This window comes from Mycobacterium sp. RTGN4 (genome assembly GCF_033804635.1).
GTDB lineage: Bacteria > Actinomycetota > Actinomycetes > Mycobacteriales > Mycobacteriaceae > Mycobacterium.
In genome coordinates, this window is sequence record NZ_JAPZLB010000008.1 from 158,893 (window position 1) to 170,980 (window position 12,088).

Annotated in this window: 12 protein-coding genes; 6 read left to right on the forward strand and 6 right to left on the reverse strand. The window is 65.1% G+C overall.

Going from position 1 to position 12,088, the window contains the following annotated elements:
- Positions 1-2 precede the first annotated feature (2 nt).
- Positions 3-1,178, reverse strand: a complete 1,176-nt coding sequence (locus tag SLQ30_RS18900) for an acyl-CoA dehydrogenase family protein (protein WP_319447851.1) — start codon at positions 1,176-1,178, stop codon at positions 3-5.
- Between the two features lie 163 nt (positions 1,179-1,341).
- On the opposite strand from SLQ30_RS18900, the gene SLQ30_RS18905 reads away from it, so the two are divergent.
- From SLQ30_RS18905 to SLQ30_RS18925, 5 genes are all read left to right on the forward strand, one after another.
- Entirely contained in the window at positions 1,342-2,058 is a 717-nt protein-coding gene (locus SLQ30_RS18905) for a TetR/AcrR family transcriptional regulator (protein ID WP_319447850.1), read from the forward strand.
- Between the two features lie 48 nt (positions 2,059-2,106).
- Positions 2,107-2,907, forward strand: coding sequence for an acyl-CoA thioesterase (locus SLQ30_RS18910; RefSeq protein WP_319447849.1), 801 nt, complete (start codon positions 2,107-2,109; stop codon positions 2,905-2,907).
- 3 nt (positions 2,908-2,910) lie between these two features.
- Entirely contained in the window at positions 2,911-3,966 is a 1,056-nt protein-coding gene (locus tag SLQ30_RS18915) for a dihydrodipicolinate reductase (protein WP_319447848.1), read from the forward strand.
- 132 nt (positions 3,967-4,098) lie between these two features.
- Complete coding sequence (locus SLQ30_RS18920) at positions 4,099-4,938, forward strand: mycofactocin-coupled SDR family oxidoreductase (RefSeq protein WP_319447847.1); 840 nt, start codon at positions 4,099-4,101, stop codon at positions 4,936-4,938.
- Complete coding sequence (locus tag SLQ30_RS18925; RefSeq protein WP_319447996.1) at positions 4,926-6,230, forward strand: hypothetical protein; 1,305 nt, start codon at positions 4,926-4,928, stop codon at positions 6,228-6,230. Before SLQ30_RS18920 ends, SLQ30_RS18925 begins: the two co-directional genes overlap by 13 nt.
- Here the strand turns inward: SLQ30_RS18925 and SLQ30_RS18930 are convergent, their stop codons facing one another.
- The 5 genes from SLQ30_RS18930 to SLQ30_RS18950 are packed head-to-tail and all read right to left on the reverse strand — an operon-like array spanning position 6,231 to position 10,992.
- Positions 6,231-7,001 (reverse strand): SDR family oxidoreductase, encoded by a 771-nt coding sequence (locus SLQ30_RS18930; RefSeq protein ID WP_319447846.1) that lies wholly within the window; start codon positions 6,999-7,001, stop codon positions 6,231-6,233. It lies immediately after the preceding gene.
- Between the two features lie 36 nt (positions 7,002-7,037).
- Positions 7,038-7,859, reverse strand: coding sequence for a mycofactocin-coupled SDR family oxidoreductase (locus SLQ30_RS18935; RefSeq protein ID WP_319447845.1), 822 nt, complete (start codon positions 7,857-7,859; stop codon positions 7,038-7,040).
- A gap of 42 nt (positions 7,860-7,901) precedes the next feature.
- The gene (locus SLQ30_RS18940) at positions 7,902-8,969 is read right to left on the reverse strand and encodes a hypothetical protein (RefSeq protein WP_319447844.1); all 1,068 of its coding nucleotides are present in this window, start codon (positions 8,967-8,969) and stop codon (positions 7,902-7,904) included.
- A gap of 17 nt (positions 8,970-8,986) precedes the next feature.
- Complete coding sequence (locus SLQ30_RS18945; protein WP_319447995.1) at positions 8,987-10,117, reverse strand: sulfotransferase; 1,131 nt, start codon at positions 10,115-10,117, stop codon at positions 8,987-8,989.
- The gene (locus tag SLQ30_RS18950; protein WP_319447843.1) at positions 10,114-10,992 is read right to left on the reverse strand and encodes an SDR family NAD(P)-dependent oxidoreductase; all 879 of its coding nucleotides are present in this window, start codon (positions 10,990-10,992) and stop codon (positions 10,114-10,116) included. Before SLQ30_RS18950 ends, SLQ30_RS18945 begins: the two co-directional genes overlap by 4 nt.
- Before the next feature lie 136 nt (positions 10,993-11,128).
- On the opposite strand from SLQ30_RS18950, the gene SLQ30_RS18955 reads away from it, so the two are divergent.
- Entirely contained in the window at positions 11,129-12,082 is a 954-nt protein-coding gene (locus SLQ30_RS18955) for a LysR family transcriptional regulator (protein WP_319447994.1), read from the forward strand.
- Positions 12,083-12,088: the final 6 nt, after the last annotated feature.

The following is a 12,088-nucleotide window of genomic DNA, read 5'->3' on the forward strand; positions in this document are numbered from 1 at the left end:
CGTCAGCCCCGCGGCAGTCCGAGCACGCGCTGCGCGATGATGTTGCGCTGGATCTCCGACGTCCCGCCCGCGATGGTGCCCGCAAACGAGCGCCCATACCGGTCGAACCAACTGCCCGCGTACCCGTCATGATTCATGTGCACGAACGGAGTCGTGGCACAGGGGTGCGACAAGCCATCGCCTCCTGCCGCGGCCAGCGCGTGCTCCGAGGCGGTCTGCCCGGCCTCCGCGCCGAGCAGCTTGAGCACCGCCATTCCTGGCACGTCCTCCTCGCCCCGCGCCGCGCGGGCCAGCGCGGCCGAACCAAGCAGTCGCAGCGCCTGATTGTCCATCGCCAAGGTGGCGTAGTGATCTCGGTCGAGCGCGGACACCGGGCTGAAGTCCTCGAGCATGTCCCTCAGCCGGTCGGCGTAGCTCATCCAGAGCATCGTGCGTTCGTGACCGAGCGATCCGTTGGCGACCCGCCAACCGTCGTTGAGCGGTCCTACGAGGTTCTCGGCGGGCACGCGTACGTCGGAGAAGAAGACCTCGTTGAAGTCCTTGTCGTCGCGATCCCACGCCGACGCGAACGGCCTGCGCACCAAGCCAGGTGAGTCGGTCGGGATCACCAGCACACTAATTCCCTTGTGCTTCGGCGCATCCGGGTCAGTGCGCACGAAAGTGAGCAGGACGTCTGCGTGATGAGCACCGGAAGTCCAGACCTTCTGCCCGTTCACGACGAAGTGATCCCCGTCCCGCACCGCTCTGGTGCGCAGGCCTGCCAAGTCGGATCCCGCCGCTGGCTCGCTCATGCCCAGGGCGGCCGTGATGTCCGCGCGCAGGATGGGTGCCGCCCACTTGGCCTTCTGTTCGGGCGTACCGAAAGTGAGCAGCGACGCGGCGATGATGCCTACCCCCGCGATGTTGAAGCTGTGCACCATGCGCCGTCGCGAGAGCTCGTCGAAGTAGACGTACTGCTGGAGAATCGACGCGTTGCGGCCGCCGAACTCCGGGCCGTTGCCTGGTGCCAGCCAGCCGTTGTCGAACAGCAATCGTTGCCAGCGGCGTGCCCACACCGGGAGGTCCGACGACGACTGCGAGCGCTGTGCCGCTTCGGCGGCAGTCGGCAGGTGCTCATCGAGAAATGCCACGAACTCGGCACGGAAGGATTCGACGTCGTCATCGAACGTCAGTTGCATTGGACTCCCGTCCGAAGTTCATTACCGTTTGCTGGTCGCGTCCGGGGTGGGAACGCCGACTTTCCAGGTAAGGCTGTTGAAAAGCCAGGAATGAGAATACTATTCTCGCCATGAGAAAGTTACAATCTCAGACACGTTGGCCGCGAGGGGGTCTAGGACCACAATGCCCAGGCGAACTCCGGTACAGTTCATCCATGTTCTCCCTGATCGGCCGGTCTCCGAGGTGCCGGTGACCAGTCCGAGCGAAGAGCCGGCGTGGAAGCAGCGCGCGGTTGAACGCTCCATCAAGACGGCCAAATTGCGGGCCGCTCAGCGTGTGCAACGGTTCCTCGATGCCGCCCAGGCAATCATCATCGAAAAGGGCAGCACAGACTTCACCGTGCAAGAGGTCGTCGACCGCTCCCGCCAGTCGTTGCGGAGCTTCTATCTGCAGTTCGACGGTAAGCACGAGCTTTTGCTCGCGCTCTTCGAAGATGCGCTCAGCCGGTCCGCTGACCAGATCCGCGCGGCCACGGCCAGCCAGTCGGATCCGTTGGAGGCTCTGAAGGTCGCCGTGCAGTTGCTCTTCGAGTCGTCGCGCCCCGACCCCACCGCGAAGCGACCGCTCTTCACCGATTTCGCCCCCCGCCTGCTGGTCTCGCATCCGTCCGAGGTGAAGATTGCGCACGCTCCGCTTGTGGCGCTGCTCACCGAACTCATGGAGGAGGCGTCTGAGGCAGGCGTGCTTCGCGCCGGCCTCAACCCTCGGCGGATGGCCGCCATGACCATGCAAACGGTGATGTTCGTCGCACAGTCCAGCGGGTCGGACGACATCGCGATCAAGCCGATTTCGGCCGAAGAAGTATGGGACTTCTGCGCCAACGGATTCGCCGCCGACTAGATGAGAATTACATTCTCAGCGCGGTAGAATTTCGCTTACACTGAGCGGGTGTCCGAGCTCTGGTCCGACTTGCTCGCGTGCCTGGACATCGGCACCACGCGGTCTGGAAACCACTTCACCGCCCGCAATCAACACCTCGAATACCACCGAGTGTTCGGTGGCCAACTCCTCGCCCAGTTCATCCGTGCGGCGGCGCTCGTTTGCCCGGAGAAGACGATCAAGTCGCTGCACGCGGTCTTCCCCAGGGAGGGCCGGGCCGAGGAGCCCGTCGAGTACGACGTCACCGTTCACTACGAAGGTCGGTCCTTCGCCACGCTGTCGATGACCGCCGCGCAGAGCAAGGGGCCCATCGGCACCGCATCGGTATCCATGCACGTTGCCGAGGACGGGCCGGCGCTACAGACGACCGCACCCGTCGGCGCGCCGCTCGGTCCCGAATTCACCGTCGGACTCGACATCATTCCGTGGGACACCCGGTCGGTCGTCGACCTCAACGAGCCCACCGTCGGCCCCCCGGAGAGCGAAGTGTGGATGCGCACCCCGGCGATCGATCCAGCGCTGGCGCCCGCGCTGGCCGCATACGCGACCGACCTCACGCTCATCGGCACCGCAGTGCGGCCCATGGAAGGCCTGAGTCAGCGCGGCAACGGCACGCAGTTCACCTCAGCGGTCACCAGTCACACCATGTGGTTTCATCGGCCGTTCACAACCGACCAGTGGCTGCTGCTCCGTCAGCACAGCCCCATACTCGCGCACGGTCGGTGCTTCGGCCGTGGCGATCTGCTCACCGCCGACGGCACCCTTGTCGCGTCCTACGCCCAAGAGGCCCTACTCCGAATTGCGAACTAACCTGTGGCACTTACCGATCCGTCATACCGTGTTGTCCAGTGGTCGACCGGCACCATCGGCGTGCGCGCATTGCGCGCCGTCATCGAACACCCGGAGCTCGAGCTAGCCGGGGTTTACGTCCACGGCGAGGACAAGGCCGGCCGCGATGCCGGCGAGCTCTGCGACTTGCCATCCGTTGGCGTGGTCGCCACCAACCGCGTCGAGGACGTCGTCGGCTCCGACGCCGACTGCGTGCTCTACATGCCGGGCGCACCGGACGTCGACACCCTGGTCGCACTGCTGACGGCGGGCGTCAACGTCGTCACCACGTGCGGGCTCTTCCACCATCTCGATTCGATGGACCCGGCTGTCCGACAACGCATTCAGGCGGCTTGCCTGGATGGCGGCGCATCCATCCACAGCACCGGCAGCAGCCCAGGATTCATCACCGAGGCCGTCCCACTGGTGTTGACGTCCATTCAGCGCAGGCTGGACTTCCTCGCCATCGACGAGTACGCGGACCTGTCACGCCGACCCTCTCCGGAATTGCTGTTCGACCTGATGGGGTTCGGCAGGCCGATGGGTCCGTTCGAGGACTTCCGCGCGGATTACCTGGGCGCCAGCTTCGGTCCGTCGTTGCGACTCGTCGCCGAAGCCGTCGGGCTTCCGCTGGATTCCGTCGTGGCCAGTGGCGAGTTGGCCGCCGCCGCGCGCGACACCACCATCGCCGCGGGCGAGCTGCGCGCGGGCACCGTTGCCGCACAACGGATCACCGTCGCTGGAATCCGAAACGGCGAGCCACTGATCCGCTTCCGGGCCAGCTGGTACTGCACCGCCGACCTCGAACCCGCGTGGGAGCTGCTGGACACCGGATGGCACATCTCGGTCGCAGGCGATGCGCCGTTGGAGGTCGACCTACGGATGCCGATCCCGCTCGAGCGGATGGCCGAGATCTCCCCCGCGTACACCGCCAACCGAGCGGTCAACGCCGTGTCCTACGTGTGTGCCGCCCCGCCGGGCATCGTGACGACGGTCGACCTGCCGCCGTTCGTACCCGCCCTCGGATCGCCAGCCCTTTGATGAGACAGCCCCGCTAGTAAGCACTCAGTACAAACGCTCCGGTGGGCCGGCGGGCGTTGACACAATGTAGCTTGAATGTAAGAGTGCTGGGCAAGTGCACAGCATATTCGCGAAACAGGGAGTCGAGTTCACATGGCAGGGCGCGTAGAAGGCAAGGTCGCATTCGTTACCGGAGCGGCGCGTGGTCAGGGTCGTGCGCACGCGGTACGTCTGGCCGAAGAGGGTGCCGACATCATTGCCGTCGACATCTGCAAGAAGATCGACACGGTCGACCTGATCGCCGCCTCCACGCCGGAAGACTTGGCCGAAACCGCGGATCTCGTCAAGGGACACAATCGCAGGATCGTCACTGCCGAGGTCGACGTACGCGACTACGACGCGCTCAAGGCCGCAGTGGACAGCGGTGTCGAGCAGTTGGGACGCCTCGACATCATCGTGGCCAACGCAGGTATCGGCAACGGCGGCCAGACGCTGGACAAGACCAGCGAAACCGACTGGACCGCAATGATCGACATCAACCTCACCGGGGTCTGGAAGAGCGTCAAGGCCGGTGTGCCCCACATACTTGCGGGCGGGCGTGGCGGCTCGATCATTCTGACCAGTTCGGTCGGCGGCCTGAAGGCGTACCCCCATACCGGGCACTACGTCGCGGCCAAGCACGGCGTTGTCGGGCTCATGCGCACCTTCGCCGTCGAACTCGGCGCGCAGAACGTCAGGGTGAACTCGGTGCACCCGACCAACGTCAACACGCCGCTCTTCATGAACGAAGGCACGATGAAGCTGTTCCGGCCCGACTTGGAGAACCCGGGCCCCGAAGACATGAAGGTCATCGGCCAGCTGATGCACACGCTGCCGATCGGCTGGGTCGAGCCGGAAGACATCGCCAACGCGGTGCTGTTCCTTGCCTCCGACGAGGCCCGCTACATCACGGGTGTCACGCTGCCCGTCGACGGTGGCAGCTGCCTGAAGTAGGCCGGACCCGTACGCCGAGCGACGAGCGCTGGGTAGTCGGCGACGCCACCGGCCTGTCCATCCCGGCGGATGCGCGGGCGCTGCGCGAAGGTGGCGCCGACTTCCTCACCAACGCGTTTCGTCGTTTCGGCGCACTGGACCCCGACAATCGGGTCACCGACATCACCGAGTACGCCGAGGTGTCCGGCGGCAGCACCGGCCGCAAGCTCAGGCTCGGCGTCGAGTATCGACGACCAGGGCCAAGCCGGGCCTTGTTCGTGAAGTTCTCCCGCGACCTCGACGACCCCACCCGTGATCACGGCCGAACCCAGATGGAGTCGGAGATCCGCTTCGCGGCCTTGTCGAGCACCGCGGACTTCCCGATCGTCGTCCCGACCGCGATGTTCGCCGACTATCACCGCGGGTCCGGCACCGGCGTACTGATCACCGCATGCATTCCGTTCGGTGTCGGCGGCATCGAACCGCAGCACGAGAAGTGCATGGACTACGTGATGTCCGACCAGCTTTCGCACTACCGCGCCCTGCTCACCGCCGTCGCCACGCTGGCGGGCACGCAGAAGGCGGGCCGGTTGCGTTGCTCGTCGTCGGCCTTCGCCACTAACATCGAAGAACTGTCAGTGGGCGAACGCGTTCCGCTGACGGCCGACCGGCTGATCCGTCGCGTGGCTCGGCTCGCGGATTTCACGGCGGCCCATCCGGCGCTCCTGCACGCCAACGTCCGCTCGCCCGCCTTCCACTCCCGGCTGCGCGGCGAACTACCCCGACTGCTCGCGCTCGAGCCGCTCATCTGGGATCACCTTCGCGCACAACACGATTACGTAGCGCTGTGCCACTGGAACGCGAACATCGACAACGCATGGTTCTGGCCCGACGCCGACGGGGTGCTCCGTTGCGGGCTGATGGATTGGGGCTGTGTCGGGCAGATGAACGTCGCGATGGCCATCTGGGGAGCCATGTGCAGCGCCGAAACGGCGCTCTGGAACGACGAGCTCGACGGACTCCTCACGCTTTTCGTCGACGTGTTCCACGCCTGCGGCGGGCCCAGGCTCGACGTTGCGCGCCTGCGGGACCAGGTCGTGCTCTACGCCGCGGTGATGGCGATGACCTGGCTGCTGGACGTGCCGTCCTACGTCACCAAGCAGGTGGCAAACCTCGACTCGAAGACCACTAGGATGGACCCCGGCGTTCAGAGCGTAGAAAGTGTGCGCTGCCGATTGCAGATGATGACGAACGCGCTCAACCTCTGGGAGACAAGCGATGTCGACGGGCTGCTAACCGCGATTTCGGCGTGATCACTGACGCATGTGCGCGGCGCCACCGATGTACCACGTCTGCCCGTTGATCCACTCCGCGTCGTCCGACAGGAGGAAGGCCGTGATGGCGGCGAGGTCCGCCGGCCTACCAAGGCGCGTGGTGCGCGCCGCCTGGACGAACATCTGCTGCATGGCTTGGTCGTCCTGCCGCTCCTGGGTCTCACCCATCACCAGCCCCGGCATCACACAGTTGCACCGGATGCCCTTGCCGCCCCAGTTGTTCGCGATGTGCCGGGTTAGTTGATTGACGGCAGCCTTGACCGCGTTGTAGGCGACGTGCATGGGATCGGTTCCCAGCGACCCTCCGGACGAAGTGTTGACGATGCTGCCGCCGCCCTGCTCGAGCAGGTGGGGAAGCACGGCGCGGCACGTACGCACGTAGCCGAGCAGGTTGACGTCCAGAGTCCGCTGCCAGACGCTCATGTCGGTGTCAAGCAGCGTGGTGTCGCGGCCCAGATTGTCGTCTGACAGGTCGGCGCCGACATTGAACAGCCCGTGTACCGCGCCGAACTCGGCGATCGTTCGGTCAACCAAGTGACGCACCGAATTGTCCTCTGCGAGATCGAATTCGATGGCAATGGCCCGACCGCCCGAAGCGCTGATCTGTTCGACGATGGCCTGCGCTCCTGACACGTTGACGTCGCCGACCGCGACGAGCGCGCCTTCCTCGGAGAGCCGCGCCGCCGTTCCGGCTCCGATGCCGGTAGCTCCGCCCGCGACGATGATTACCTTGCCGTGAAGTCCGCGCATGGGTGTGCTCCTCTTTCGTGTCGACGTCCGTATGGGTCAGCAGTGCGCGACGCCGAGGTCCACTGAGATCTCGGTTCCGGTAACGAATTTCGATTGGTCCGAGGCCAACCAGGCCACCGCGTCCGCGATGTCCTCTGGCTGCGCGATACCCTCGGGGAGCAGCGGCTTGTTCCTTCCGGCGAGGTATGGGTAGCTGGCGTCGCCAGCCTGCAGAGCGTCGCGCATGCGTCCGGTCCCCATCGGCGTGGCGACCGCGCCCGGGTGCAGGCTGTTGACCCGGATGTGGTGTCTGCCCAGTTCGGCGGCAAAGGCCCGCGCCATTCCGGTGATGGCGTGCTTGCTGGCGGTGTAGTGCACCATAAAGGCCTGCATCTTCACCCCGGCCGCCGACCCCACCAGAATGATCGAGCCGCCGCGGGCTCCGTCGATCACGTGCTGTGCACCCGCCATCACCGTGTTCCATGTGCCGATCACGTTGGTGTCGATGGTGTCTCGGAAGGCCTGAGAGGTGATCCGGTCCCAGGGCGACGGGCAACAGATCCCGGCGTTGGCGACGACGACGTCGAGCCTTCCGAGTTCCGCGACACCGGCATCGACGGCCGCGGTCAGGGCCTCGCGATTGCGGACGTCGACCGCTACGGCGACGACCTGCCTCCCGTTGGCGAGCACCATCCTGGCCGTTTCGGCGAGTTCGGCGGGCGTCGGCGAATCGTAGGGCACGCTCGCTGGTAGCGGACCCGCTATGTCTACGGCGATGATGTCGGCGCCCTCGGCGGAAAGTCGGACCGCGTGCGCTCGGCCCTGTCCCCGGGCCGCACCCGTCACCAGGGCGACCTTGCCCGACAGACCTGAAATCATGACTGTGTCGAAATCCTTTCCCAAGAGCGTGCTTTCGCGCGCTTAGGCTCTGGTTATCTTGTCGAGTGGGTTCGAGCGTTCGAGCATCCCGTACGTCTGCTCACCGTCCCAGCGATAGCGCACGCCCGCCTGCTGAAGCGCGGGGAAACTGGGCATCTCCTTCCTGAGCGCGTGCATGGAATACATGTCGTCGTCGTGGTGAATGTCGTGGGTCGAGAACACCGTCTCCCCCGCGATGCGCACTGCGCCGTCCACGGTTTCGAGGACAAGGGACACGTCCTCCCCGAGCGCCTGAAGTCGCGTCAGCCACGGCGCCTCCACCACGCGGGCCGGAATCAGCCCACCGTCGCCGGTGAATACGTAGCCCTCGTTGAAGGTGGGCTGCCCGTCGGGCCGGGGCGGATAGGCGATGTACCCAAAACCCTTCCCGCTGGGGAACACTGCCGATTGCCAGCAGTGGCCCCAGAATCCCGCGAGCTTGCGGACACCCTGCCTGCGGATTCGAAGTCCGCTGCCGGTGAAGTCGTGTGTCGTGCCACCGTCGATCGTGATCGATCCCTTTGCACGGTAAAGCTGTTCGTAGCGGGGTCCGCCCATGAGGTCACCCTCGACCGACGTCTTCAATTGGGTGGCGGCGTCGGCCTGGAGCGCACCCTGCACCCATGGCGGCACGGCCATCGTCGCTTCGACGTTGAAGCTGACGTCGACGAGCGGACCGCCCTTGGTGCCCGCTACGAGGTCTGCGGACGAGGTCTGCACGGCCTTCCCGTCGTAGGTCATCGTCCACGTGTCGAAGGGGTTGATGCATCGGAACACCAAGCCACCCGCACCCAGCACCGTGGGCTCCCCGTCGGGCCCCTCCGCGGGCAGCGACGGGCCGTTCGCCCGTAGCCGGTACACGCGGCCGTCGGGAAAGGCGACATTGACCTGGATGTCGTGGTTGTCCCAGTTGGCGGCGACCGCTTCGATGCCGATGCGGGGAAGTCCGACTTCGCCGCTGTCGTCGACGGTCCAGAAGCTCACCGAGTCTCGCATCTCGGGGTCTTCGGGCCGCGAAGCGAACACGTACTCGCGCGACGGATCGATATCACCAGTGAGGTCAATGGTCATGCCGATCTCCTTGTCTACTAGGCATTCTGATGCGCGGTCCACCGGGCCGCGCTGTCGACATACCGCACAAACAACGGCCGCACCCGGTCGAGGTCGATCCCATACTCCGCCGGATCGGCGCGCAGGCTGGGTTCGCGTTCGGCGGCCGCCCGTGTCCACCAGGCGTCCATCCGGGTCTCGAACTCCTCACCGACCGGCTCGCCCAGCCAGGAATACAGCCCTGTAACCTCGCCGATGGGGTCGGCCTGCATGGCACGAAAGTCGATGTCGTAGAACCGATCGTCGGCCGCACCCGCGCGAAATTGGAGCGCGCGATCCATGCCCAGCGACCAGTGCTCGACGTTGAGCTTCCCGATGTACGAGCGGTCGACATCATCGGTGAACCCGCCGATGATGTCGGCGTACAGTTCCGCCACCGAGAGGATGACGTCTGTGGGGTCTCGATGCGTCATGACGTACCGCGCGTCAGGAAATACGTTGTCGAGGTGTTCGAGGAACAGTACGTGGGACGGACACTTTAGCCGCCAGGGCTTCGTGGGCTCGCCCCATTGCAGCAGTTTCAAGACGCGGCGCTCATACTCGTAGGTCGAGGTCAGGTCGGCTTGATCCACCAACCACGTGGAGTACGAGGGGATTTGGGCGTACGCCTGGAAGATGTGGGACTTGAAGTCCAACGCCATCAATTCGTGGCACTCCATCGGACCGTGGATGTCGCCGGGTACGTGGCGGCGAGTGCCGACTTGCTCGCCCTTGTCCTGCGGAATGCGTGGGTCGGGCCCCGCTACCGTCGACGGTGGCGGACACGGCTGATTCGACTCCCACTGGCGCAGGTACCGTACATCCGGATCCTGAGCGAGCAGCATCGACAGTGCCGTCGACCCGGTGCGGGGTAGCCCCATCGCGATCAGCGGCGCGTCAGTTGGCACGTCGGCGATCTCCGGATGGCGGCGGTACCAATCCTCCACATGCAGCCGCTGCGCCAGATGCCCGACGATGCGGTGCACGACGAATCCCTCGCCGCGGGCGTTCAAACGTGCCTCGTCTCGCAAGGACGCCAGCAAGATCCCGAGGCCTTCACGGAATGAGTCGTCGCCGAAGTCGGTCAATCCCGTTTGGGCGACCGCTTTCTCGAGCGCGGCCTCGATCAACCCATCCACTGGCCACCGGCCACGTCGATGGTCTGACCGCACATGTAGCTCGCGGCTTCGGAGGCCAAGTAGGCGACCATGTTAGCGGCCTCCTCTGGGAGCGAGGCGCGGCCAAGCTGCACTTGGTGGGTGATCGATTCGATGATGGCGTTGCGGCCTGCGTGGTGCGCGGGAGTCTGCGGATCGAAGAGGTACTGCTTCATCTGCTCTTTGATCATGATGCCGGGCGCGACGCAGAATACGTTCACCCCGCGCGGCGCCACCTCGTGCGCGAGGTTGCGGGTGAACCCGATAACGCCCGACTTGCACGCGTTGTAGGCGACCAGCCCGCGCTGCTGAACGCGGCCTCCGACGGACCCGATGTTGATGATCGTTCCCGAGGCCTGCGGCAGCAGGTACTCCAGCGCAGCGTGCGCGCCGTACATCATCATGGTGAGACTGCCGAGGACGGTGAGATCGATCTCGTCCTTGGTGTGCTTCTCGAACGGCCCGGCTGCCACCATCACCGGGTTGTTGATCATGATGTCCAGCCCACCCAGTGTCGCGTGCGCTTCGCCGACCGCCCGATGAATCTGATCCCAGTCCGACATGTCCGCTTGGACCGGCACCGTGGCGACACCCCAGCGCGCCGCGATCTCCTTCGCTCGGCGCTCGAGCGGCTCCAACGTCCGACCGACCAACGCGATGTCGGCACCGGAGCCGGCCAGTCGGTTGGCGATCGCATGGCCAAGACCGTCGCCGCCCGCGCCGGTGACGAACGCCTTCTTGCCGGTCAGATCCAGGAGCTCACTGAGCCGTTTGTCCACGATGTGGGTGGGCAGCCGATCCAAGTTGAGTGCCCTTATTGCGGCCTCGTCGTCCTGCTGCAGAGTCATCAAACTCTCCTCATGTTTCACGGCCACAACGTCAGCCATCGAATTTCGACACTATGGCGCGTCGCGACCTGGGAGGTAATGCCGATCTCGGGGTTCAGTCATGCTTATTCGATATGGCTGGTATATGTGGGCAGCGATGGACACCCACCGGCTCAAGTACTTCCTCCGCGTCGCAGAGGAAGGTTCGATCACCCGCGCGGCCAAGGTGCTGAGCATCGCCCAGCCCGCTTTGAGCAGACAGATCCAGCTGCTCGAAGAGGATCTCGGCGTCGCGCTCTTTCGCCGGACGCGACGCGGGGTGGAGCTCACCGACGAAGGCGAACGGCTGCGTGGCTCGACGGCCGCGCCGCTGCGTCAGCTCGAACTCGCCGTTCAATACGTGGCGTCCCCGTTGGCGCGGTTGGACCGCAACATGCTTCTTGGCATGCCGGAAAGCGCAGTCGAAGTCCTGGCCGCGCCGCTGATCAGCAGTCTGGCCGCGGTGTTCCCCAATGTGGGATTCTCAGTGACCGTGGGGAGTACGGATCAGTTGGTCGCAGCCATGCTCAAGGGCGAAGTGGATGTCGCCCTAATCAATCCGATACCCGACGACCGGGTGTTCTACCGCGAGCTCGTTGCCGAGGATCTGGTCGTCGTGGGAGGACCGACCTCCGCCCTGGAACCGCATCGGCCCATGACGTTCCTCGAACTAGTCGACTTGCCGCTCGTCGTCCCGCGTTCGCCCACCGGCATCGGCAAAGCGCTCGAGAACGCCGCGCTGCGCAAGAAGGTCAACATCGATTTCCGGACGACGACCGACTCCCTTCAGGTCACCAAGAGCCTCATCGGCGCTGATCTCGCTTATGCCGTCCTGCCTTTGTCGTCCTGCCGCAACGAGATAGAGGACGGCCGGTTACGGTACGCCCCATCGACGGACCCAGTGCTGACTCAGCAGCTTGGCGTGGCCGCGACCGCGCAGCTGGACCTCCCGCGGGAGTTCGTTGCTACGGTGGGAAACACGTTGCGCGAGGAAGTGTCTCGGCTGACCAGGTCAGGCCGCTGGCCGGCAAGATTCCTATCTGCGGAACCATGGAACCCGAGTCTTGCCTGATCTGAT